Genomic DNA, 23694 nt, shown 5'->3' with positions numbered 1-23694 from the left:
CCCCACCAGTATGGCGTGAAAAAATTCAGATAATTATGAAAACTCAACATATCCAAATGACGCCGCTGATCCTGACCTTTGTCAGCCATTTCGGCGAGATGGGCAGCCGCTGGGGCTTTAACCGTACGGTAGGGCAAGTGTACGCCTTGTTATTTGTCGCGGAGCACCCTTTGCACGCGGATGAAATCGCGGAACACCTGAGTTTTTCACGCTCGAACGTGAGCATCGGCCTGAAGGAATTGCAGGGCTGGGGCTTGATCCGCCAGTCGCGCATTCCCGGCGACCGGCGCGAGTATTTTTCCTCGCTGGGTGATGTGTGGCAAATCTTCCGCGTGGTGGCCGCCGAGCGCCGCCGCCGCGAAGTGGCGCCCACCCTGACGGTGCTGCGCGAATCGCTGCTGGCGCCGGCCACGGAACCCGTGGATCAATATGCGCAGGAACGCATGCGTGAAATGTATGAACTGGTCGACCTGGCCAATACCTGGTTCGACGACTTGCAGCGCCTGTCGCCCGAATCGATGGCGCAGCTGATGAAAATGGGCGCCAAGGTACAAAAGCTGCTCAACGCCAAGGATCGCCTGTTTGGCGTCAGCAACAACAACGACTGAAGCACCCGCCTCCCCCCTCCCAAATAAGCCGAGACGCCGCTAGCACAAGCTGGCGCGCCTTGTCACGCCGTTTCCTAACGTTATGTTGTCTATCGTTAACACAAGCAGACATAGCCGTATGCGATGTTGTCAACTGAACCAATAGTATTATTTAAATTGTATTAATTTATATCAAGAGTAAGCTTGCATTTGCGTACTCTCTACGCACAAGAAATAGATAAAAACGGGCAATGGGATGACTTCCCCGGTATGTAGGGACGCGTCCCAACACTATGAAGCGACTGTCTCAAGCACAAGGGGATTTTCATGAAAAGCGTAAAGAGCATTGCCATCAAGGCATCCATGCTGGCCGCAATGACCGTACTGGCAAGTGCGGCCCAAGCCGCCACCTGGGTGGATGTGGGCCCGGCCAGCGGTTTCGTCATTGACGGCAGCACCGTCACTTATTCACCATCTCCGGCACTGCAGGTGAAATATTATGACGACAATCTCGTGCCACAAAGCCCCTCGGACATCCAGGGTTATATCAATGGCGTGTTCGGCACCAGCCTGGGCACCGCCGTCTCGTATTGCGAAAGCGCCACCTCGGGTTGCACTGCCGGCACCACGGCAGGCTTGAGCGGCGGCGTCAATTCGTATACGAGCGCGGCCGCCTATGACTACCTGGCCATCCACTTCGGCCAGGGCGAACTGGTGTTCCACTGGGCCGCGCCCGTGGCTGCCGGCACCACCTTCACGATCGAGGGCCTGCCCAAAGGTCTGAGCAATTACAGGGCCTTCATTTCAGCCGTGCCGGAACCTGGCACCTATGCCATGCTGCTGGCCGGCCTGGGTCTGCTGGGCTTCATGGCACGCCGCCGCCAGGGAAAGTAAGCCTCATCTGCGGCAGCGGCGCACCAGCGTCCGCTGCCGCCCTCAACGCCAGCGGCCTGTTTGGCCCGTTTACACCGCGCTTGCGGCGCAAGTCCCGCTTTTTACACCATCTTTAGACTCCCCTCGCTATGCTCGACGGCATCCATTGCTGACCGACGAGGGAGTACTCATGCATGAACAACCGCTTCAGTCACGCGCCCGCAGCGTGATCCGCCAGCACCTGCCCGTGCGGGAACGGCTGCGCCTGGCCCGACTGGCCAACAGGAAAATCATTTCGGCATGCTCGGCGCTGCTGTGCGCGGCGCCGCTGTTGTATTTGCTGAGTGTGGTGCTGTTTGCGCAGCCGTGACACGGCTTGCAGGCCAGCGAAGAACAGAGATGAAGAGTGATGGCAATGCGACAGGCTGTCGCATGCATGGCCAGCATGAGCTGGTCCGCCCAGAGGGAATCGAACCCCCATTCACGGTTTAGAAGACCGTTGTCCTATCCGTTGAACGATGGGCGGAAGGTGCAGTATTTTAGTCCATGCGCGCCAGCAATGAAATGCCAGCGCGGAATAGAAAACGGGCTGTCATTTCTGACAGCCCGCTTATGACTTTGGTCGGAGTACAAGGATTCGAACCTTGGACCCCCTGGTCCCAAACCAGGTGCGCTACCGGGCTGCGCCACACTCCGAAGACAAGATAATAACGCCCCCACCCAATTTCGTCAATTGCCATAGACGAATTAGATGGAAATAACTATCGTCCCTGCCCCGTGCCCGCCCCTTAAGCGCCGACTTTATCGGCGATGCGGCGCGCCATGCTCTCGGCCTTCTCCTTGTCTTTCGCTTCCACCATCACGCGGATCAGCGGTTCCGTGCCCGAAGCGCGGATCAGCACGCGGCCCGTATCGCCCAGTTCGGCTTCGACCAGCTCTTTCTCGGCCACCATGGCGGCATTTTTCTGCCAGTCGAAACCGGGTGCCACGCGCAGGTTGATCAGGGTTTGCGGGAACAGCACCAGTTCGGCCAGGCATTGCTGCAGGCTCTGGCCGCTGCGCTTGAGCGCGGACAGCACTTGCAGCGCGGAGACGATGCCATCGCCCGTCGTGTGGCGATCCAGGCACAGCAAATGGCCCGAGCCTTCGCCGCCCAGTATCCAGCCCTTTTCCTTCATGACTTCCAGCACGTAGCGGTCGCCCACCTTGGCGCGCGCAAAGCCAATGCCCTGCTGCTTGAACAACACTTCCAGCGCCATATTCGTCATCAAGGTGCCGACGGCGCCGGCCACGGGACCCGTCGCCAGGCGGTCCTTGACCATGACGTACAACAACTCGTCGCCGTTGTACATACGGCCCGTGGCGTCGCACATGATCAGGCGGTCGGCGTCGCCATCGAGCGCGATGCCCAGGTCCGCGCCGTGCTCGACGACGGCTTCGGCCATGGCCTTGGTTGCCGTGGCGCCGAAGCCCGCGTTGATATTGAAGCCGTCGGGCTTGTTGCCGATGGCGATGACTTCCGCACCCAGCTCATGGAACACGTGCGGGGCGATATGGTAGGCGGCGCCGTGCGCGCAATCGACGACGATCTTCAGGCCGCGCAAGTCCAGTTCGTTCGGGAAGGTGCTCTTGCAAAATTCGATGTAGCGGCCCTGGGCGTCATCCAGGCGCTTGGCGCGGCCCAGCTTGTCCGATGGCACGCAAGCCATGGGTTCGTCGAGCGCCGCCTCGATTTCCAGTTCCACGCTGTCGGGCAGCTTGGTGCCCTGGCCGGAAAAGAACTTGATGCCGTTGTCATGATACGGATTGTGCGAGGCGGAAATGACGACACCGGCCGCCAGGCGCAGCGCCCGCGTCAGGTAGGCAATCGCCGGGGTCGGCATGGGGCCGGCCAGCATCACGTCCACGCCGGCGGCCGACAGGCCCGCTTCCAGCGCCGCTTCCAGCATGTAACCGGAAATGCGCGTGTCCTTGCCGATCAGCACAGTCGGGCGCGCCTTGCCGCCTTGCGACTTGGCCAGCACCTTGCCGGCTGCATAACCGAGGCGCATGACGAAATCGGGGGTGATCGGAGCCGTGCCCACCAGACCGCGGATGCCATCGGTGCCAAAATATTTACGCGTCATAGTTTTCTCTTTTTGTTGTTTATAATGAATCTTACAGGCTCAGTGCGCCATGCGCCATACCTTCAGTGCATCGGCGGTTTCCGCGACATCATGCACACGGATAATTTCCGCGCCTTGCGCTACCGCAGCCAGCGCGCCGGCCACGCTGCCGGCCAAGCGCTGCTCGACGGGACGGCCCGTGACGGCGCCGATCATCGACTTGCGCGACAGCCCTGCCAGCACAGGCAGGCCCAGTTCGCTGCGCAGCTGGCGCGTGGCGCGCAGCAAGGCATAGTTCTGTTCCACCGTCTTGCCAAAGCCAAAGCCGGGATCAATGCACAGGCGTTCGCGGGCGATGCCGGCCACCGTCATCGTGTCGATGCGCTCGCGCAGGAAGGCAATTACTTCGCGCACCACGTCTTCGTACTGCGGCTGGTCCTGCATGGTTTGCGGCACGCTTTGCATGTGCATGATGCACAGCGCGCAGTCGCTGTCCCGCACGGCCTCGATGGCGCCCGGCGCACGGAAACCATTGATGTCGTTGATCATGTCGGCGCCCGCCAAGATGGCTTCGCGCATCACTTCCGGCTTGTACGTGTCGACGGACAGGGGCTTGCCGCAGTCGCGCAAGGCGTACAGCACCGGCATGACGCGCGCAAGCTCGTCCTGCAGCGGCAGCGGCGGCGCGCCGGGACGGCTCGATTCGCCGCCGATATCGATGATGTCGACGCCGTCAACAATCATCTGCTCGGCGCGCGAGATGGCAAACTCCAGGTGTTGATACTGGCCCGCATCGGAAAACGAGTCGGGCGTGATGTTCAGGATACCCATCACCAGCGCCTGCGTGCCTTGCAGGTTGAAGCCGAAACGGCCGAATTGCAAATAATGTCGCATGTGAATCTTTGTAGTCGTCAGGAAAAAACTGCCGCGGCAACGAAAAAGGGCAAGGATTGCTCCTTACCCTCGTTCTTGCCATACCCTTGCGTGTCGCCCGTCAGGGCGGCCTTTATCAGGCTGGCGCCGTTACGTTTGGCGAGATGCCGCCCGTGCCGCTGTCGCCCGCATTGCGGCGTGGCGGAATGACTTTCGGTGGACGCGGCTCCAGGCCGGCCATGATGTCATTGATTTGCTCGGCATCGATGGTTTCCCATTCCAGCAAGGCTTTGGTCATCATTTCCACCTTGTCGCGGTTGCTTTCCAGCAAGGTGCGCGCCAAAGCATATTGCTTGTCGAGAATGTTGCGGATTTCAGCATCGACCTTTTGCTGGGTCGCTTCCGAGATCGTCTTGGTGGCGCCACCGAAGAAACCTTCGTTTTCGCTATCCTCGTAGACCATCACGCCCATGCTGTCGGACATGCCGAAGCGGGTCACCATGGAGCGGGCCAGCTTGGTGGCACGCGAGAAGTCGTTCGACGCGCCCGTGGACATTTGTCCCACGAAAATCTCTTCGGCGATACGGCCACCGAACAGGATGGAAATTTCTTCCAGCATCTTGTCCTTGTAGGCGGACAGATTGTCGTGTTCCGGCAACTGCCACGTCAGGCCCAGGGCCCAGCCGCGCGGCATGATCGTGACTTTATGCACGGGATCGGCCTTCGGCAGCAGCTTGGCGACAACGGCGTGACCGGACTCATGGTAAGCCGTATTGCGACGCTCTTCCTCGCGGATGATCATCGATTTACGCTCAGGACCCATGTAGATCTTGTCTTTCGCATCTTCGAAGTCGATCATTTCCACCAGGCGCTTGCTGCGGCGTGCCGCGAACAGGGCTGCCTCGTTGACCAGGTTGGCCAGGTCCGCGCCCGAGAAACCAGGGGTGCCGCGGGCCAGGATATCGGCCTTCACGTCAGTACCGATAGGTACTTTGCGCATGTGCACGTTCAAGATCTGTTCGCGGCCGCGGATATCGGGCAAGCCGACGGACACTTGACGGTCGAAACGGCCCGGACGCAGCAAGGCTTTGTCGAGCACGTCGGCGCGGTTGGTGGCGGCCACGACGATCACGCCGGAGTTCGCTTCAAAACCGTCCATCTCGACCAGCAACTGGTTCAAGGTCTGTTCGCGCTCGTCATTGCCGCCGCCCATGCCGGCGCCGCGGTGACGGCCGACAGCGTCGATCTCATCGATGAAGATGATGCACGGCGAATGCTTTTTCGCGTTTTCAAACATGTCGCGCACGCGGCTGGCACCGACGCCGACGAACATTTCCACGAAGTCGGAACCGGAAATCGAGAAGAACGGCACCTTGGCTTCACCGGCGATGGCGCGCGCCAGCAGGGTTTTACCCGTGCCAGGAGGACCGACCATCAGCACGCCGCGGGGAATGCGGCCGCCCAGTTTCTGGAATTTGCTCGGATCCTTGAGGAAGTCGACCACTTCGTTGACTTCTTCTTTCGCTTCGTCGCAACCGGCGACATCGGCGAAGGTGACGGTGTTGCTGGCTTCATCCATCATGCGCGCCTTCGACTTGCCGAACGAGAATGCCCCGCCCTTGCCGCCGCCTTGCATCTGACGCATGAAGAATACCCACACGCCGATCAACAGCAGCATGGGGAACCAGGAAACAAAAATAGTTTGCAGGAAAGACGCTTCCTCAGGCGGGCGCACATCGAAATGCACGCCATTGTCGCGCAGGTCGCCGATCAGGCCCTTGTCGAGGCTGGTGGCGGTGGTACGCACCTTGGTGTCGTCCATCAGCTTGGCGGTGATCGACGAACCTTCGATCACGACATCCTTGACGCGCTTGGCTTTGACTTCATCCAGCAAATCGGAATAAGCGATGGCCTTGCTGCCGCCTGTGGCGCCATGACTGTCGAATTGCTTGAACAGCATGAACAACAGCAGCAATACGACTACCCAGATGGCAGATTTGGAAAACATGTTATTCACGAAGACTCCTTGGATGCAGTGCGCATCTCTTTACCTATAGCTAGAAACACGATTTTACTCGCAATAAGCGGGCCGTGCCAAAGCCCGCCGATCCGTGCGCGCGAAAAAATCGCGTTCACGCAAAAAAATGCAGTATAAACAATTTAGGCTTTTATACCATCAGACGCTACTGCACTTCTCGTTCCCATGTGCGGATTCCCGCTTAAATATCAAGGGCGGAATCATCTTCTTCAACGGCATTTTTCAGCGGATTCTTGATTCCACGGCCCATCAGGAAGATTTCCGACGATTTATCGCGGCTGGCCTTGGGCTTTTTCTGCACCACGACCTTGAATTCAGCGCGGAATTTCTCCACGATCTGGCTGAAACCCATGTCTTTGAAGCATTTCACCAGCAGCACGCCAGACGGCTTCAGGTGCAATTGCGAAAATTCGATGGCCAGATCGATCAGATGCTCCATGCGCGCGGCGTCGGCCGTGGCGATGCCCGACAGGTTGGGCGCCATGTCCGACAGGACCAGGTCCACCTTGCGGCCCTGCAACACCACTTCCAGCTGACGCAGCACGCGCGCTTCGCGGAAGTCGCCCTGGATGAAGTGGAAATCGGCGATCGGCTCCATTTCCAGCATGTCCAGGCCAATCAGGGTACCATTGACCCCGCCGCCGTCCTTGCCGGCCAGCTTGCGCCGCGTGTACTGAGCCCAGCTGCCAGGAGTGCAACCAAGGTCGACAATCACCTGGCCAGGTTTGATCAGTTTTTCGTCTTCATCGATTTCTTTGAGCTTGTATGCTGCCCGGGCGCGGTAGCCCTCTTTTTGCGCCAACTTCACATATGGATCATTTATGTGGTCGTGCAACCAGTTTTTGTTTAATTTCTTCTTTGCCATTCGCGTAGAATACTGCTTTTAAGGGAATTACTAAATATTATTATGCTAAAACTTACACCCGTAGAGCGCAGCGCACTGCGCGCCGAAGCACACGCGCTGAAGCCTATCGTCATCATTGGCGAAGCGGGCTTGACACCTGCTGTCCTCAAAGAGATCGACCTTGGCCTGGATTCGCACGGTCTGATTAAAGTCCGCGTGTTCGGCGACGACCGCGAAGCCCGCGTCGGAATGTACGATACGATTTGCGGCAATCTCGGCGCCGCCCCGGTACAACATATTGGCAAACTGCTGGTAATCTACCGTCCGAAAAAAGAAGTGGTTAAGGAGAAGGTCAGCGCCGGCAAAGGCATGCGCGAAGTGACCATCGTCAAGGCCAGCGCCAGCGGCACCAAGCGCCCGAGCGTGACGAAAGTCATGATCAAGGGCAATGAGCGCGTTACCGAAGGCGGTTCCATCAAGCGTGCCAAGCCACGTCAGAAAAGCGCCAAGAAAAGCGCACTGGGCAACAAGTAAGCCTGTCGTTCAGCAGCCGCAAGGCTGTTGAAACAAGAAGCGGAGCACGGGATCTTCCCTGCTCCGCTTTTTTATTGCAATTGCGCTTGTCGGATTACGCGACGCCAGGGCGCCGCTAATCCGACCTACCGCATCGATCGGTAGGTTGGATTAGCGCACAGCGCGTAATCCGACACACACGGCAACAATTACTGCTGTTTCCAGATCAATACGCCCGCCAGCACACTCTGCACGGCAAAGATCACGGTCGACACGCCATGCAGCATGCCGAAGCGGCTGCGCATGGCCTCGTCCATGATTCCCGACGGGGCTTGCGCCTTGAGTTCGGCCATCAGCGGCGAAATACCAAAATGGCTGAGCAGCGCACACACGAGCATCGACAGCACCAGCGCCCCCAGCAGGCGGCGGCGCTTGAGTTCCAGCGCGCCGGGCGCCCATTGCAGCAAGGCCAGCATTATCAGCGCACACGCGATGGACAGCCAGGCCTCGGCGCGGAACATGCTGCCCGCGATATTGCCTGCCAGCACGCGGTCGCTCAAGGTAGCGAACAAGGTCGGCGCCACGATGAAGCCGATGGTCCACAAGCTGCCGGCCCACAGGGTGGCAACGAGGATGCGCATGCGGGCGAGCATCAAATGTACAGTACTTCCAGGATTTCGTATTCGCGCGGGCCGGATGGCGCCTGCACTTCCACCACGTCGCCGGCGTACTTGCCGATCAGCGCGCGGGCGATCGGGGACGTCACGGACACCTTGTTCATTTTCAGGTCGGCTTCATCGAGTCCGACGATCTGGTACGTGACTTTCTGGCCCGACTCCAGGTCTTCCAGGTTCACGGTCGAGGCAAACACCACGCGGCCTTCCGCGTCGAGCGCGGTCGGGTCGATGATTTGCGCTGCGCCCAGCTTGCCTTCGAGTTCGGCGATGCGGCCTTCCACGAACGCCTGGCGCTCCTTGGCGGCATCGTACTCGGCATTTTCCGACAGATCACCGTGCGAACGCGCTTCGGCGATCGCATCGATGACGATGCGGCGTTCCTTGGTCTTCAAATGATGCAGCTCTTCTTTCAAGAGTTCTGCGCCGTATTTGGTCAATGGGACTGAGGTCATGTTATCTCTACTATCTGCTAGTTATCGGCGCCGTTGCAGTGTGTTGCCACGTTTAACGGCCTTACCAAGTGAAAACCACAGAGGCCGCGCGCTGCTCTGCACGGAACTCTGTGGTTGATAAGCATGCAGTGTACCGCCTAACGGCGGTCACTGCAAATGGCACACGGACTACGCTTGCTGCAGGGTCTTGTGCAGGCCTTGCAAATCGTACACACGCAGCTCATCCAGGTGACGGATGCCTTCGACGGCCGCTTCCGCGCCCGCGATGGTGGTGTAGGTCGTCACGCGCGACGCCAGGGCCGAGGTGCGGATGGCCCGCGAATCGACGATGGCGCTGCGCTTTTCTTCCACGGTGTTGATCACCAGCACGATTTCATGGTTCTTGATCATGTCGACCACGTGCGGACGGCCTTCGATCACCTTGTTCACTGGCGTGACGGCGATGCCGGCGGCAGCGATCACGGCGGCGGTACCCTTGGTGGCGACCACGGTGAAACCGGACTCGACCAGATCACGCGCCACTTGCACGGCGCGCGGCTTGTCCGACGCTTTCACGCTGATGAAGACCTTGCCCGATTTTGGCAGGTTCACGCCGGCGCCCAGTTGCGATTTCACAAACGCTTCGCCGAACGTCAGGCCTACGCCCATGACTTCGCCCGTCGATTTCATTTCAGGGCCCAGGATGGTGTCCACGCCAGGGAACTTGACGAACGGGAACACGGCTTCCTTGACACTGAAGTAAGGCGGCACGACTTCCTGCGTGATGCCTTGCGAGGCCAGCGACTGGCCGACCATGCAGCGCGCGGCGATCTTCGCCAGTTGCAGACCGGTGGCTTTCGAAACGAAAGGCACGGTGCGCGACGCGCGCGGGTTCACTTCCAGCACGAAGACGACGTCTTTCATTTCGCCATCGATCTCTTGCTTCTGGATCGCGAACTGCACGTTCATCAGGCCGACCACGTTCAAGCCCTTGGCCATCAGCGCCGTCTGGCGTTTCAGTTCTTCAATGGTTTCCGGCGCCAGCGAGTATGGCGGCAGCGAGCAAGCCGAGTCGCCCGAATGGACGCCAGCCTGTTCGATGTGTTCCATCACGCCGCCGATGAACGTCGTTTCGCCGTCGGAGATGCAATCGACGTCGCACTCGATGGCGTCGTTCAGGAAGCGGTCCAGCAGCACCGGCGAATCGTGCGAGACCTTGACGGCTTCGCGCATGTAGCGCTCGAGGTCGCGTTGCTCGTGAACGATTTCCATGGCGCGGCCACCGAGCACGTACGATGGACGCACGACCAGCGGGTAGCCGATTTCCTGCGCCAGCGCCAGAGCGTCGGCTTCCGTGCGCGCGGTGCGGTTAGGCGGCTGGCGCAGTTCCAGCTTGTGCAGCATCTGCTGGAAACGCTCGCGGTCTTCGGCCGCATCGATCATGTCGGGCGAGGTGCCGATGATCGGCACGCCATTCGCTTCCAGGTCCAGCGCCAGCTTCAAAGGCGTCTGGCCGCCGTACTGCACGATCACGCCGACCGGTTTTTCGATGGCGACGATTTCCAGCACGTCTTCCAGGGTCAGGGACTCGAAGTACAAACGGTCAGAAGTGTCGTAGTCGGTCGACACGGTTTCCGGGTTGCAATTGACCATGATGGTTTCGTAGCCGTCTTCGCGCATGGCGAGGGCAGCGTGGACGCAGCAATAGTCAAACTCGATACCCTGGCCGATACGGTTCGGGCCACCGCCCAGCACCATGATCTTTTTCTTGTCGGTCGGGTTCGATTCGCACTCTTCGTCGTACGTGGAATACATGTACGCCGTGTCGGTCGAGAACTCGGCCGCGCAGGTGTCGACACGCTTGTAGACGGGACGGATGTTCAGCGCATGGCGCTGCTGGCGCACGGCCGTGTCGGTCGTCTGCAGCAAAAAGCCCAGGCGGCGGTCCGAGAAGCCCTTCTGTTTCAACTTGTACAGGGTGTTCTTGTCCAGGTTTTCCAGTTTCTGCGTATCGAGCCACAGTTCCAAGTCGACGATTTCCTTGATCTGGATCAGGAACCATGGGTCGATCTTGGTCAGCTGGTGCACTTCTTCCAGGGTGAAACCCTGGGCAAACGCGTCGCCCACGTACCAGATGCGCTCAGGACCAGGCTCGCCCAGTTCTTCTTCGATCTTTTCGCGGTCCTTGGTCTTTTCGTTCATGCCGTCCACGCCCACTTCCAGGCCGCGCAAGGCTTTCTGGAACGATTCCTGGAAGGTACGGCCAATGGCCATCACTTCGCCGACGGATTTCATCTGCGTCGTCAGGTGGTGGTCGGCGGTGGGGAATTTCTCGAACGTGAAACGGGGAATCTTCGTGACGACGTAATCGATCGACGGTTCGAACGATGCCGGCGTGGCGCCGCCCGTGATTTCATTGCGCAGCTCGTCCAGGGTGAAACCGACGGCCAGCTTGGCGGCGATCTTGGCGATCGGGAAGCCCGTCGCTTTCGATGCCAGGGCCGACGAACGCGATACGCGCGGGTTCATCTCGATGACGATCATGCGGCCATCGACGGGGTTGATCGAAAATTGCACGTTCGAACCACCGGTGTCGACGCCGATCTCGCGCAGCACTGCCAGACTGGCATTGCGCATGATCTGGTATTCCTTGTCCGTCAAGGTCTGCGCAGGCGCGACGGTAATCGAGTCGCCCGTGTGCACGCCCATCGGATCGAGGTTTTCGATCGAGCAGATGATGATGCAGTTGTCCGCCTTGTCGCGCACCACTTCCATCTCGTACTCTTTCCAGCCCAGCAACGATTCTTCGATCAGCAGCTCTTTCGTCGGCGAAGCTTCCAGGCCGCGCTTGCAGATGGTTTCGAATTCTTCTTCGTTGTAGGCGATGCCGCCGCCGGAACCGCCCATGGTGAACGATGGACGGATGATGGTCGGGAAGCCCAAGGTGCGCTGCACGGCCCATGATTCTTCCATCGAGTGCGCCACGCCGGAACGGGCCGAACCGAGGCCGATCTTGGTCATCGCGTCCTTGAACTTGGAACGGTCTTCCGCCTTGTCGATGGCTTCCGGCGACGCGCCGATCAGCTCGACGTTGTATTTCGCCAGCACGCCATTGTTGAACAGGTCCAGCGCGCAGTTCAGCGCCGTCTGGCCGCCCATCGTCGGCAGGATCGCGTCAGGACGCTCCTTGGCGATGATGCGCTCGACCACAGACCAGGTGATCGGTTCGATGTAGGTGACGTCGGCCATTTCCGGGTCGGTCATGATGGTCGCAGGGTTGCTGTTGACCAGGATGACTTTGTAGCCCTCTTCGCGCAGGGCCTTGCACGCTTGCGCGCCGGAATAATCGAATTCGCAGGCCTGGCCGATCACGATCGGGCCAGCGCCAATAATCAGAATACTTTTAATATCTAAACGTTTAGGCATTTTTCTTTTTCTCCTCCGCAGCCATCAAGTTGATGAAGCGGTCAAACAGGTAAGCAACATCCATCGGGCCCGGCGACGCTTCAGGGTGGCCCTGGAAGCAGAAGGCCGGCTTGTCCGTGCGGGCAAAGCCCTGCAGGGAACCGTCGAACAGCGATTCATGGGTCACGCGGCAATTCGCGGGCAGAGTTGCCGCGTCGACTGCGAAACCGTGGTTTTGCGAAGTAATCAAGACCTGTTTCGTTTCCAGGTCCTGCACCGGGTGGTTGGCGCCGTGGTGGCCGAACTTCATCTTCAAGGTTTTCGCGCCGGAAGCGATCGCCATGATCTGGTGGCCGAGGCAGATGCCGAAGGTCGGGATGCCCTTCTCGATCAGTTCCTTGGTGGCCGCGATCGCGTAGTCGCACGGTTCCGGGTCGCCAGGGCCGTTCGACAGGAAGATGCCGTCCGGATTCAGTGCCAGGGCGTCGGCGGCCGTCGCTTGCGCAGGCAGCACGGTGACTTTGCAGCCGCGTGCCGTCAGCATGCGCAGGATGTTGCGCTTGACGCCGTAGTCGAAGGCGACCACGTGGTATTTCGCGTCCGCGTCAGCCAGCTGGCCATAGCCTGCACCCAGGGTCCATTCCGTTTCGCGGTATTCGTAGGCATCCTTGCTTGAGACTACCTTGGCCAGGTCCATGCCGGCCAGGCCGGGGAAGGAGCGGGCCAGTTCCAGCGCTTGCGCGGCGGATGGCTCGTTGCCTTGCGTACCGACGAGGATGGCGCCGCCTTGCGCACCTTTTTCACGCAGGATGCGCGTGAGCTTGCGTGTATCGATGCCGGCGATGGCGACGATATTTTCAGCTTTCAGGTAATCGGACAGGGAGAGGGTGGAACGGAAATTGGATGCCAGCAATGGCAGATCGCGGATGATGAGGCCAGCGGCGTGTACCTTGGAAGATTCGACGTCTTCCGGGTTGACGCCTGTATTGCCGATATGCGGATAGGTCAGGGTGACCATCTGGCGGCAATAGCTTGGGTCGGTAAGGATTTCCTGATACCCGGTCATCGAGGTGTTGAAAACAACCTCGCCCGTGGTATGACCGGCGGCACCGATCGAAAAACCTTTAAAGATCGTTCCATCAGCAAGCGCTAATATGGCTGGAACGGCAGGGCCAGAAAAAAATGGCGGCAAGGGCAACTCCTGATAAAGTTACCGTAGCTGCGCCACGTCAGACCGACCGCCTAGATACCCGAGCCAGATGCACTCAGGGTGTTTCAACGGTCATTTTGAATGAGGGGATGGGTAGTCGCTACGGTATATGTGTGATTGGCTAAACCTTTGAATTATAACCAAAAGGAAGCTTTTCCACAAGGAAGAAAATACAGAAGCCCCGGCATTTTTTTGCGCAGCAGCATAAATCCTGCGCCCCATGAAAAAAGCCGCCCGGCTTGCGCGAGGCGGCTTGCAAAGCAATATCGGTTACTACTTACACTAAGGCTGCAATGCCAGCCTTGGCGATTTGTGCGTCCTCGGCGGATTTCACGCCCGAGACGCCGACGGCGCCCACGTAGTGGCCATCGAACACGATGGGCACGCCGCCTTCGAGCAAGCCGTCGATTTCCGGCGCGCTCAGGAACGACACGCGGCCGCCATTGATCATCTCTTCATAGATACGCGATTCGCGGCGGCCCAGCGCGGCCGTCTTGGCCTTCGATGGGGCGATGTGCGACGAGATCGGCGCCACGCCATCCATGCGCTGCAGCCACAGCAGGTGGCCGCCGTCGTCGACGATGGCGATCGTGACCGCCCAGTTATTCTTGACCGCTTCCGCTTCGGCGGCGGCAGCGATTTTCTTTACGTCGTCCAGGGTCAAAATCGGTTTCGATTGCATGGTGCATCCTTGTTATGTTGAAACAAAATTGTATACGAAATGCGGCAGGCAACCAGCCCTTACTGCTCGCGTTTGGCTTTCAGCTTTTGCTTGAGCTGCGCCATCACGGCAAAGGTCGCCTGCTCGCCCGCCAGGATCGCCTGGTTGCGGCTGTTGAAATCGTTGCCCTTCATGGTGCCCAGGCTGGGCTGGATCACCACGTCCGCATCTTTCAATTCAAACTGATTGATGCGCTGGCCCATGATGGCGAACGTCTGCATCAATACTTCCATCGAGCTGATGGCTTTCTGGGTATCCGTTTGCGACGAAATATTCACGGCGATGATGAAATCGGCGCCCATGTCGCGCGCGAAGCGCACGGGGACGGGAGCGACGAGGCCGCCGTCGACATAGGTGTGGCCGGCAATCGTCACGGGCTGGAACACGCCAGGCACGGCCGACGAGGCGCGCACGGCCATGCCGGTGTTACCGCGCTGGAACAGGATCGGCTGGCCATTTTTCAGATCGGTCGCCACCACGCCAAATGGAATCTTGAGTTTTTCCAGCGGCACGCCGCCGACAGCCTTGTTGACATAGCTTTGCAGCGCTTCGCCCTTGAGCACGCCGGACGACTTGCCGAACAGGGGCAAGGCCCAGTCGGAAATGGCCGCCTCGTCCATGTCGAACGCCATCTTTTGCAAGGCAAAGCCGGAGTTGCCTGCCGCATACATGGCGCCCACCACGCTGCCGGCGCTGGTGCCGGTGACGATATCGGCCTGGATGCCTTGCGATTCGAGCGCCTTGATCACGCCGATATGCGCGAAACCGCGCGCCGCGCCGCCGCCCAGCGCCAGGCCGATCTTGATCTTGCGCGGCGTGACGACGATGGGTTCGGGTGGCGTCAATACTTGGATGGGTTTCGGGGCGGTGGTATCGCAGCCGGCCAGCACGAAGGCGGCCAGGGCAAGCAGGGTCAGGCGTTTAGGGAACATGGTGGAGAGGGGAAACCGCGCGCGGCAGTGGCAATAAAGGAGAGCCGATTGTAGCGCAAGCGAGGCCGCCCGCACTGAAGCCGGTCTTAAATGTTTACAAATGACAATGTTCCGAACCGTGCGCACCCCTGCGGCTGCTAGACTGGCGCCTGGTTTACCACCTACCCACCTCCATTTGGCGACTCATGAAAACAGACCGGTTCCGCCTCATCGCTCCCCCATGCCTGCTCGTTGCCGCCCTGCTGGGTGCGGCCTGCGCGAACGCCACTCCCATCGCGACAAAAATGGTGGGCTTTACATGTACGGGGAAGCTGCAGATACCCAATGATCAGGAGGAGCACACGATTGAGCTCAGCTTCGACGCTCCCGACCGGCACGGCGCGCAAGGCACCCACCTGGTTGACGGGCGCGGCAAAGCGGGGAACTTCTACGGCTGCCGGCAAAGCGGCGACAGCCTGTCTTGCACGTACGACGCGGGGCCGGCCAGCGGCCCGCTGACCATGCGCTTTACTGGCAACTTGACGCAGGTAAAGGGCGAGTTCAACTCCCCGTTTGAAAACAGCGCCACCATGCAATTTTCCGCACGCTGCCAAAAATCGGCGCCGTAGCGGCGTCCAGTCCATTTTACCGAAACGGACCTGCGGAACTTGCTCAAGGAAATAGCATGAATCGACAAGCCCTCGTGACAATCGACTTGAGCGACATCAACTCGCCACACCAGCTGCATGCGGCCCTGGCTACCGCGCTGGCTTTCCCTTCCGTCTATGGCATGAACTGGGATGCGTTCTGGGATGCCGTCACGGGCCTGGTGGACATGCCGCAACAGCTCGAGCTGCGCGGGTGGCCAGCCTTCGCCGCACGGCTGCCCCACGATGCGGCCATCCTGCAGCGCATCCTGGCGCGCATGGCACAGGAAATGCCCGACGAGGCAGCGCATGTGCTTTACATGTAGCACGGAAACGCTTGACAGCCCGGCCCGACTTCCCTTACATTGAGTGCATGTCCTCCTTCAAACATCCATCCCCTTCCCTGCTGTCGCTATCGCGACTACACCTAGCACGCGCATAAGTTTGCCGCTTTGCTTCGCCTGGCCACACGCCGGCGTGTTTCAAAAAACCCTGGAAGGTTTGATGATGTTTGCACCATCCCCATTCGTACACGTAATCCCCACTGCGACCGCCCCTGCTGGCATCGCAGCCGCTCTGCTACCGCTACCGATCGCTTGCCTGGCCTAGTGTCTCGTGGCCGCCCGGCAAGCTTGCGCCACAACCATTGATTTCCCCCTATTTTCAGGAGTACCCGATCATGATGTTGCAAAACCCAGCTTCCAAATACCGCGCCTTTCCTCCAGTTAAATTGACCGACCGTCAATGGCCGAACCAGATCATCAGCAAACCGCCGATCTGGATGAGCACCGACTTGCGTGACGGCAACCAGTCGCTGATCGAGCCGATGAGCGCGGAAAAGAAGCTGCGGTTCTTCGAGATGCTGATCGCCATCGGCCTGAAGGAAATCGAAGTGGGCTTCCCATCGGCATCGCAGACGGATTTCGATTTTGTACGCAAGCTCGTCGATGAAGGCCGCATCCCGGACGACGTCACCATCATCGTGCTGACACAGTCGCGTGAAGAATTGATACGCCGCACGGTGGAATCCGTCGTCGGCGCCAAGCGCGCCATCGTCCACCTGTACAACTCCGTGGCGCCCGTGTTCCGCAAGGTCGTGTTCGGCATGTCGCGCGAGGAAATCACGAACATCGCCACCACCGGCACCACCCTCGTCAAACAGCTGGTGGCCCAGCATCCGCAAACGGAATGGGGCTTTGAATACACGCCGGAGTCGTTCTCGACGACGGAACTCGATTTCTCCAAGCATATCTGCGACGCCGTCAGCGCCATCTGGAAGCCGACGCCCGCCAACAAGATGATCATCAACCTGCCATCGACCGTGGAATGCAGCACGCCCAACGTGTATGCGGACCAGATCGAATGGATGTCGCGCAAGCTGGCGCGCCGCGATTCCATCATCATCAGCGTGCACCCGCATAACGACCGCGGCACGGCCGTCGCCTCGGCCGAACTGGCCGTGATGGCGGGCGCCGACCGCGTGGAAGGCTGCTTGTTCGGCAATGGCGAGCGCACGGGCAACGTCGACCTGGTGACATTGGCGATGAACTTGTACACGCAAGGCGTGCACCCGGGCCTCGATTTCTCCGACATCGACAGCGTGCGCAAATGCGTGGAAGAGTGCAACCAGTTGCCCGTCCACCCGCGCCACCCGTATGCGGGCGACCTGGTCTTCACGGCCTTCTCCGGCTCGCACCAGGATGCGATCAAGAAAGGTTTCGCCAAGCAACAACCGGACAGCATCTGGGAAGTGCCGTACTTGCCGATCGACCCGGCCGACCTGGGCCGCAGCTACGACGCCGTGATCCGCGTCAACAGCCAGTCCGGCAAGGGCGGCATGGCGTACTTGCTGGAACAGGAATACGGCCTGGTCTTGCCGCGCCGCCTGCAGATCGAATTCTCGCGCGCCGTGCAAGCGGTGGCTGATGCCACGGGCCGCGAAATCGCCGCGCAGGATATCCATGAAATCTTCCAGCAGGAATACCTGGAGCAGACGGCGCCGTACGCCTACGCTTCGCACCGCATGGTGGAAGACACGAGCAGCGACGAATCCGTGCAGATCGACATCAGCCTGTCGCACCGCCAGGCGCCGCTGGCCCTGCAAGGCGGCGGCAACGGCCCCATCGACGCCTTCGTCAATGCGCTCGGTCTCGACATCAAGCTGATGGATTACCATGAGCACTCGATCGGCTCCGGCGCCAATGCGCAAGCGGCTTGCTATGTGGAATTGCGCCTCGATAACGGCCCTACCCTGTTCGGCGCCGCCATCGACAGCAATATCGTCACCGCCTCGTTCAAGGCCGTCTTGTCGGCCGTGAACCGCCGCATCAAGCAGACGGACGCCGAAAAAACAACAGCGGCCGACGTGGCTGCCAGCGCCGCCTGAACACGGATCAAGCATCGCTCATAGGGAGAAAAAGCGGTACGGCTTGATCGCCGTGCCGCTTTTTCATTTCTATAAGGCAATTAGTAGTGCAAATCAGGTATCGCCAGCCGTATAATCATTTCATAACAAGACCACCGGAGACAGATCACTAGCTACCGAGGGAATCAGTATGAAATTGACGGATATGAAGATAGGCGTGCGCCTGGGCGCCGGTTTTGGCGTGGTGCTGCTGCTGATGGCAGTGCTGGTAGGCACGGGCCTTTTCCGGCTGGACAAGATCGGCGCGCTCAGCGAAGCCATCATCGAGAAAGACTGGGCCAAGGCCGACGCCATCGCCACCATCCGCAGCACCACGCGTTCGAACGCGGCACTGGTGCTGGAACTGTTCATCCATGAAGATCCGGCCCGCGCCAACGCCATCCACGGCGAAATCGACGCCAACAAGGCCACCATCACCGATGCGCTGACCATCCTCGACCGCCTGATCGTGCTGCCTGAAGGCAAGGAACTGCTGTCCACCTTGAAGCAGCAGCGCAAGGCCTATGTCGTCTCGTTCAGCCAGGCCGACAAGCTGCTGGTGGCGGGACAGCGCGCGGAAGCGGCCACGCACGTGCGCGACGACACCCTGCCCGCCCTGAACCAGTTGCAAAAGACCGTGAACCGCCTGAATGAAATCCAGCGCGGCGTCGTCGTGCATGGCGGCCAGCAAATCCAGCAGAATATTTCCGCAGCCAATGTGCTGATGGCCAGCCTGGGCACGGCCGCCCTGCTGCTGGGCGTGCTCTTTTCCTGGCGGGTGACGCGCTCGATCACCACGCCGATCGCCTACGCCCTGCGCGTGGCGCAAGCGGTGGCCGGAGGCGACTTGAGCAGCAAAATCGTGGCCGACGGCAAGGATGAAGCGGGCCAGCTGCTGCAGGCGCTGCGCGACATGAACACCAACCTGGCCACCCTGGTGGGGCAAGTGCGCGGCGGCACGGGCACGATAGCCGTGGCGTCGAGCCAGATCGCCAGCGGCAATGCCGACCTGTCGGCCCGCACGGAAGCGCAGGCCAGCGCGCTGGAAGAGACGGCCTCGTCGATGATCGAACTGACGGGCACCGTGCGCAGCAACAGCGACAATGCGCGCCAGGCCGACAGCCTGGCCCGCTCGGCGTCGGCCATCGCGCAGCGCGGCGGCTCGGCCATGGCGGAAGTGGTCGGCACCATGGACGCCATCAATGCATCGTCGCGCAAGATCGTCGACATCATCGCCGTCATCGACGGCATCGCTTTCCAGACGAATATCCTCGCCCTGAATGCGGCAGTCGAGGCAGCGCGTGCCGGCGAGCAAGGACGCGGCTTTGCCGTGGTGGCCTCCGAAGTGCGCAACCTGGCGCAACGCTCGGCCGCGGCGGCCAAGGAAATCAAGGAACTGATCGCCGACTCCGTCGACCGGGTCGGCCAGGGCGCGCAGCTGGTCAGCCAGGCGGGCGCCACAATGGATGAAGTGGTGGCCAGCGTGGGCCGGGTCAGCGCCATCGTCGGTGAAATCAGCGTCGCCAACCACGAGCAAAGCGAAGGCATCGAGCAGATCAATGCCGCCATCATGCAGATGGACCAGACGACGCAGCAAAACGCGGCCCTCGTCGAGGAAGCGGCCGCGGCGGCGGCGGCCATGCATGAACAGGCGGGCGAACTGGAAACCCTCGTCAGCCAGTTCAAGCTGGAACAGAATGCCGGAGGCAAAGCGCCGCCACCTGCCGTCCCGCGCTTGCACTAAGCCGATTACTCCACCTGGCGTGCCAGGCGGATGCCGGAAAATTGCCAGCGCGCGCCGGCCGGGAAGAAATTGCGGTAGCTGGCACGCGCATGGCCGGCCGGCGTGGCGCAGGACGAGCCGCGCAACACATACTGGTTCAGCATGAACTTGCCGTTGTATTCACCGAGCGCCCCGGGCGCCGTGCGGTAGCCCGGATACGGCGCGTAGCTGCTGCTCGTCCACTGCCAGCAGTGGCCGAACATCTGCCGCAATCCCGTTCCCGGCGCGCCCGCCGCCGGATGCAGCTGACCCACTTCCACGGCGCCCCCTTGCGCCGCCAGCTCCCACTCCGCTTCCGTCGGCAGGCGCGCGCCAGCCCAGTGCGCATAGGCGTCCGCCTCGAACAGGGACAGATGCGTGGCCGGCGCCTGCAGGTCGAGCGGGCGCAAGCCGAACAAGGTGAATTCCTGCCAGTGTCCGGCATCATCGCGCTGCCAGTACAGCGGACACTCGAGCTGCTGGCTGCGTACCCAGTCCCAGCCTTCGGCCAGCCACAAATGCGCCGTGCGGTAGCCGCCCGCCTCGATGAAGGCAAGAAATTCGCCATTCGTCACCAGCGCGCTGGCCAGTTCGAACGGCGCCACGTATTGCGGGTGGCGCGGCAATTCATTGTCGAAACAGAAGCCATCGCCCGCATGGCCGATCTGCGCCAAGCCGCCGTCGAACGCCAGCCAGGCCGCCGGCTGCGCGTGTTCTTGCGCTGGCGCAGGCGCAGTGTCAAGGTAAGCGGGAAACAGGGCGCTCTGCGCGAGCAGGTGCTTGACGTCCGTCAACAGCAACTCCTGGTGCTGCTGTTCGTGCTCGAGGCCCAGCGCCAGCAGCATGGTCAGCCGTTCGCGCTCCTCGCGCGCCAGTTCGCCCGCCAGCAGGCACGCGATGCGCGCATCGACATTGGCGCGGTAAGCGCGCACCTGCGCCATGCCGGGGCGCGTCAGCAAGCCCCGCTGGGCGCGCGGGTGCTTCTCGCCCACGCCGTTGTAATACGAGTTGAACAGCACGCGGAAGGCCGGGTGGAATGGCGCGAACGCCGCTTCCATGCTTTCCAAAATAAACGTTTCGAAAAACCAGGTCGTATGCGCCAGGTGCCATTTCACGGGACTGGCGTCCGGCATCGACTGGGCGCCGCAATCCTCGTCGGACAGCGGTTCAGCCAGCAGCAGCGAGTGCTGGCGCACCTTTTTGTAGTGATCGATCAGCATCTTTTTCTTAGTCCCTGATGACCCGCGCATAGATGACCGCAAACCATTGCTGCGGGTCCGTCCAGACTTGCACGGTGGAAAACCCGGCCTGTTCCAGCAAGCCGACGAAGCTGGCGCGCGTGTATTTGTAGCTGTCTTCTGTATGGATGCGCTCGCCTTTCGCGAAACGCCGCTGGCCGCCTTTCCAATGGACAAGCTGCTCGCTGCGCGCTTCCAGGTGCATTTCGACGCGGCGCTCGTCGGCGTTGAAAAAGCCATGGTGCTGCCACGCGCGCACGTCGAAGTCGGCGCCGATCAACCCGTTCACGTGGCGCAGCATGTTCAGGTTGAAGGCAGCCGTGACGCCCAGCGCATCGTCATAGGCGGCGTCGAGGATGGCGTCGTCCTTGATCAGGTCGACGCCGATCAGCAGGCCGCCATCGCCGTCCGCATTCGCGCGCAGGCGGCGCAAAAAGGCGGTCGCTTGCTCAGGCGCAAAATTGCCGATCGACGAGCCGGGGTAGAAGAACAGGCGCCGCGCGTCGCGCACGCTGTCGGGCAAGTCCAGGCGGCTGGAGAAATCCAGGCCCAGACCCGTCATCTCGATGTGCGGAAAGCGCTGCTGCAGCCGGCTCAGCGATTCACTGAGGAAATCGTAGGAAATATCCACGGCCACGTACTGGGCCGGATGCAGCAGCGGAAACAGGCTGGCGGCCTTGGCGCAATTGCCCGCGCCCAAGTCGATCAGGGTGCTGCCCGGCCCCACGGCGTGCGCGATCTCGGCGCCGTGACGGGCGAAGATGGCCGCTTCCGTGCGCGTCGGATAGTACTCGGGCAAGGCGCAGATGGCTTCGAACAACTTCGAGCCGAGCGCGTCGTACAGGTATTTGGGCGACGTCCAGGCATCGCGCGCCAGCAGGCCGCTGCTGATCTCGGCTATCGTGGCAGGAGTGGCGCTGGCCGCTTCTGCGTTGCTGGTGGGATACAAATTGGACTGCTGTTGCGCAAGTGGCATGGTCATGGGCTGGCGTCGTCAATGTTAGGTTCACGAAGGGCTTGCACGGTCAGCCACCGGGCGCGCCGCCCCTGCCATAGCGGTTTGCAGGCGCCTTGCCGATGACTTTTTTCCATCATAACGGAATCCGCACAAGCCAGCCGTGCGGCAGGTAACTTAAGGTCAAACAGGCTGCGCACAGAAAAATTGGTATTACCAAGCAAAAAGCATAAGCCTGTCGTATACTACACATTGCCGGCCAAACAATCCGCGCGCCATTGCAGTTCCCAGGCCCCCCTCTCCCCCGCGTGCCTCCCTTTACGGTAACCGTTAATACCATGCTCGAATTGCGCCATCTGTCGAAGTCCTATGCCAATGCCCGTCCCGTGCTGGCCAACATTTCCTGCCGCTTCAAGGCCGGGGAATTCATCGCCATCATGGGCGACTCTGGCGTGGGCAAGTCGACACTGCTGAACCTGATCGCCGGCCTCGATACGCCCGATGCGGGTGCCGAAGCGCACCCTATCCTGGTGGACGGCATTGCCATGTCCAGCCTCGATGACGCCGCCGCGACCCGGCTGCGTCGCGCCCGCATGGGCTTTATCTTCCAGGCGTTTCACGTCTTGCCGCACCTGACCCTGCTGCAAAACGTGGCCCTGCCGCTGCTGCTCAACGGACTGCCCCAGGAGCGTGCCGCCAGCATGCTCGAGGCCGTCGGCTTGGGCGGACGCGGCGGCGACTTCCCGCAGCAATTATCGGGCGGCGAAATGCAGCGCGTGGCCATCGCCCGCGCGCTCGTCCACAAGCCGGCGCTGGTGCTGGCCGACGAGCCCACCGGCAACCTCGACCCGGACACGGCGCACAGCATCCTGCAATTGCTGCGCGCCGAAATCAAGGCCAACGGCAGTTGCGCGATCATGGTCACGCATTCGCTGGCCGCCGCCGAAATGGCGGACCGGACCATGATCCTGACGAAAAGCGGATTACAAAATACAACAATCGTCAACCAAATTGATCAAACAATCAGTTAATTTAACTGACCATCTGTCACAAGTTTTGTTATCGTAGTATTATTTAAAACACTTGCCTGGTTATCAATGTTGTAACGCGAATGTTGTCACGTCACCCAGACAGCCGTACTGCGATGACGAACTATAGCCGGGACCATATAAAGTGGTCTCGTCCCTTGCATAACCTGAAGGAGGAGTAAATGAACGTTCGGCAAAAGAAGCTGGAAATGATTGAAGCGATGAACCGGGCGCGTGCGCTCGAACCATCGAGTTTTGTGCCCAACAAGCTGCTCGATACCTTGATCGAGAAGTTGAACTTGAAAAATGATGCGGAACTGTGCCGTGTCCTGGAAGTTCAGCCTCCCATCATCAGCAAGATTCGGCACGGGAAACTGTCGGTCGGTGCAACGATTTTATTGCGCATGCATGAAAAATCGGACATCACCATCCGCGAACTGAAGGAACTGTCCGCCACGCCAGTCCATTGAAG

Annotated in this window: 22 protein-coding genes and 2 tRNA genes; 10 read left to right on the top strand and 14 right to left on the bottom strand. The window is 60.5% G+C overall.

Annotated elements, in window-relative coordinates:
- Nucleotides 1-56: 56 nt before the first annotated feature.
- The 3 genes from KO538_RS10960 to KO538_RS10950 all read left to right on the top strand — a co-directional run bounded on the left by KO538_RS10960 (nucleotide 57) and on the right by KO538_RS10950 (nucleotide 1830).
- On the top strand, nucleotides 57-608 hold the full coding sequence (locus KO538_RS10960) for a GbsR/MarR family transcriptional regulator (RefSeq protein ID WP_175560510.1): 552 nt from the start codon (nucleotides 57-59) through the stop codon (nucleotides 606-608).
- Nucleotides 609-914: 306 nt separating this feature from the next.
- Nucleotides 915-1481, top strand: coding sequence for a PEP-CTERM sorting domain-containing protein (locus tag KO538_RS29365; protein ID WP_070304357.1), 567 nt, complete (start codon nucleotides 915-917; stop codon nucleotides 1479-1481).
- Nucleotides 1482-1626: 145 nt separating this feature from the next.
- A complete protein-coding gene (locus tag KO538_RS10950) occupies nucleotides 1627-1830 on the top strand; it encodes a hypothetical protein (RefSeq protein ID WP_219328325.1) in 204 nt (67 codons plus the stop codon).
- Nucleotides 1831-1911: 81 nt separating this feature from the next.
- Here KO538_RS10950 and KO538_RS10945 read toward each other — a convergent pair.
- The 6 genes from KO538_RS10945 to KO538_RS10920 all read right to left on the bottom strand — a co-directional run bounded on the left by KO538_RS10945 (nucleotide 1912) and on the right by KO538_RS10920 (nucleotide 7341).
- Nucleotides 1912-1986: transfer RNA gene (locus tag KO538_RS10945), tRNA-Arg, on the bottom strand.
- A gap of 93 nt (nucleotides 1987-2079) precedes the next feature.
- Nucleotides 2080-2156 (bottom strand) — tRNA-Pro (locus tag KO538_RS10940).
- Nucleotides 2157-2248: 92 nt separating this feature from the next.
- Complete coding sequence (gene glmM, locus KO538_RS10935; protein WP_072454632.1) at nucleotides 2249-3586, bottom strand: phosphoglucosamine mutase; 1338 nt, start codon at nucleotides 3584-3586, stop codon at nucleotides 2249-2251.
- Nucleotides 3587-3625: 39 nt separating this feature from the next.
- Nucleotides 3626-4459, bottom strand: coding sequence for a dihydropteroate synthase (folP, locus tag KO538_RS10930; protein ID WP_219328324.1), 834 nt, complete (start codon nucleotides 4457-4459; stop codon nucleotides 3626-3628).
- 115 nt (nucleotides 4460-4574) lie between these two features.
- Nucleotides 4575-6455 carry an ATP-dependent zinc metalloprotease FtsH gene (gene ftsH, locus KO538_RS10925; protein WP_034757438.1) on the bottom strand — a complete coding sequence of 627 codons (1881 nt, stop codon included), beginning with the start codon at nucleotides 6453-6455 and terminating at the stop codon, nucleotides 4575-4577.
- Nucleotides 6456-6657: 202 nt separating this feature from the next.
- Nucleotides 6658-7341, bottom strand: a complete 684-nt coding sequence (locus KO538_RS10920) for an RlmE family RNA methyltransferase (protein ID WP_034757436.1) — start codon at nucleotides 7339-7341, stop codon at nucleotides 6658-6660.
- Nucleotides 7342-7383: 42 nt separating this feature from the next.
- Between KO538_RS10920 and KO538_RS10915 the strand changes: the two genes are divergently transcribed.
- A complete protein-coding gene (locus KO538_RS10915) occupies nucleotides 7384-7854 on the top strand; it encodes a YhbY family RNA-binding protein (RefSeq protein ID WP_219328323.1) in 471 nt (156 codons plus the stop codon).
- Between the two features lie 188 nt (nucleotides 7855-8042).
- Here the strand turns inward: KO538_RS10915 and KO538_RS10910 are convergent, their stop codons facing one another.
- From KO538_RS10910 to KO538_RS10885, 6 genes are all read right to left on the bottom strand, one after another.
- The gene (locus KO538_RS10910; RefSeq protein ID WP_219328322.1) at nucleotides 8043-8486 is read right to left on the bottom strand and encodes a DUF4149 domain-containing protein; all 444 of its coding nucleotides are present in this window, start codon (nucleotides 8484-8486) and stop codon (nucleotides 8043-8045) included.
- Nucleotides 8486-8962, bottom strand: coding sequence for a transcription elongation factor GreA (gene greA / locus KO538_RS10905; protein WP_034757428.1), 477 nt, complete (start codon nucleotides 8960-8962; stop codon nucleotides 8486-8488). Before greA ends, KO538_RS10910 begins: the two co-directional genes overlap by 1 nt.
- Before the next feature lie 168 nt (nucleotides 8963-9130).
- Nucleotides 9131-12367, bottom strand: coding sequence for a carbamoyl-phosphate synthase large subunit (gene carB / locus KO538_RS10900; protein WP_034757425.1), 3237 nt, complete (start codon nucleotides 12365-12367; stop codon nucleotides 9131-9133).
- Nucleotides 12360-13538, bottom strand: coding sequence for a glutamine-hydrolyzing carbamoyl-phosphate synthase small subunit (carA, locus tag KO538_RS10895; RefSeq protein ID WP_034757422.1), 1179 nt, complete (start codon nucleotides 13536-13538; stop codon nucleotides 12360-12362). The genes carB and carA overlap by 8 nt, the downstream gene beginning before the upstream one ends.
- 295 nt (nucleotides 13539-13833) lie before the next feature.
- Nucleotides 13834-14238: a heme-binding protein gene (locus tag KO538_RS10890; protein WP_034757420.1), complete on the bottom strand. Its 405-nt coding sequence runs from the start codon at nucleotides 14236-14238 to the stop codon at nucleotides 13834-13836.
- Between the two features lie 59 nt (nucleotides 14239-14297).
- Entirely contained in the window at nucleotides 14298-15209 is a 912-nt protein-coding gene (locus KO538_RS10885) for a patatin-like phospholipase family protein (RefSeq protein WP_034757417.1), read from the bottom strand.
- A gap of 185 nt (nucleotides 15210-15394) precedes the next feature.
- Here KO538_RS10885 and KO538_RS10880 point away from each other — a divergent pair, with 185 nt between their 5' ends.
- The 4 genes from KO538_RS10880 (at nucleotide 15395) to KO538_RS10865 (ending at nucleotide 19983) form a co-directional block, all read left to right on the top strand.
- On the top strand, nucleotides 15395-15817 hold the full coding sequence (locus tag KO538_RS10880) for a hypothetical protein (RefSeq protein ID WP_219328321.1): 423 nt from the start codon (nucleotides 15395-15397) through the stop codon (nucleotides 15815-15817).
- Nucleotides 15818-15873: 56 nt separating this feature from the next.
- Nucleotides 15874-16161 (top strand): barstar family protein, encoded by a 288-nt coding sequence (locus KO538_RS10875; RefSeq protein WP_219328320.1) that lies wholly within the window; start codon nucleotides 15874-15876, stop codon nucleotides 16159-16161.
- Nucleotides 16162-16514: 353 nt separating this feature from the next.
- Nucleotides 16515-18221 (top strand): 2-isopropylmalate synthase, encoded by a 1707-nt coding sequence (leuA, locus tag KO538_RS10870; protein WP_219328319.1) that lies wholly within the window; start codon nucleotides 16515-16517, stop codon nucleotides 18219-18221.
- Nucleotides 18222-18390: 169 nt separating this feature from the next.
- Nucleotides 18391-19983 (top strand): methyl-accepting chemotaxis protein, encoded by a 1593-nt coding sequence (locus KO538_RS10865; protein ID WP_219328318.1) that lies wholly within the window; start codon nucleotides 18391-18393, stop codon nucleotides 19981-19983.
- A gap of 5 nt (nucleotides 19984-19988) precedes the next feature.
- On the opposite strand, the gene egtB is transcribed toward KO538_RS10865, so the two are convergent.
- Both egtB and egtD read right to left on the bottom strand, forming a co-directional pair.
- Nucleotides 19989-21221 (bottom strand): ergothioneine biosynthesis protein EgtB, encoded by a 1233-nt coding sequence (gene egtB, locus KO538_RS10860; protein ID WP_219328317.1) that lies wholly within the window; start codon nucleotides 21219-21221, stop codon nucleotides 19989-19991.
- 7 nt (nucleotides 21222-21228) lie between these two features.
- Nucleotides 21229-22221: an L-histidine N(alpha)-methyltransferase gene (gene egtD / locus KO538_RS10855; protein ID WP_083292867.1), complete on the bottom strand. Its 993-nt coding sequence runs from the start codon at nucleotides 22219-22221 to the stop codon at nucleotides 21229-21231.
- A 311-nt stretch (nucleotides 22222-22532) separates the two neighbouring features.
- On the opposite strand from egtD, the gene KO538_RS10850 reads away from it, so the two are divergent.
- Both KO538_RS10850 and KO538_RS10845 read left to right on the top strand, forming a co-directional pair.
- Nucleotides 22533-23225: an ABC transporter ATP-binding protein gene (locus KO538_RS10850; RefSeq protein ID WP_034757401.1), complete on the top strand. Its 693-nt coding sequence runs from the start codon at nucleotides 22533-22535 to the stop codon at nucleotides 23223-23225.
- 179 nt (nucleotides 23226-23404) lie between these two features.
- Nucleotides 23405-23692 carry a hypothetical protein gene (locus KO538_RS10845; RefSeq protein ID WP_034757399.1) on the top strand — a complete coding sequence of 96 codons (288 nt, stop codon included), beginning with the start codon at nucleotides 23405-23407 and terminating at the stop codon, nucleotides 23690-23692.
- Nucleotides 23693-23694: the final 2 nt, after the last annotated feature.

This window comes from Janthinobacterium sp. NKUCC08_JDC, from assembly GCF_019345575.1.
GTDB classification, from domain to species: domain Bacteria; phylum Pseudomonadota; class Gammaproteobacteria; order Burkholderiales; family Burkholderiaceae_D; genus Janthinobacterium; species Janthinobacterium aestuarii.
This window is presented reverse-complemented; position numbering and strand designations above follow the sequence as displayed.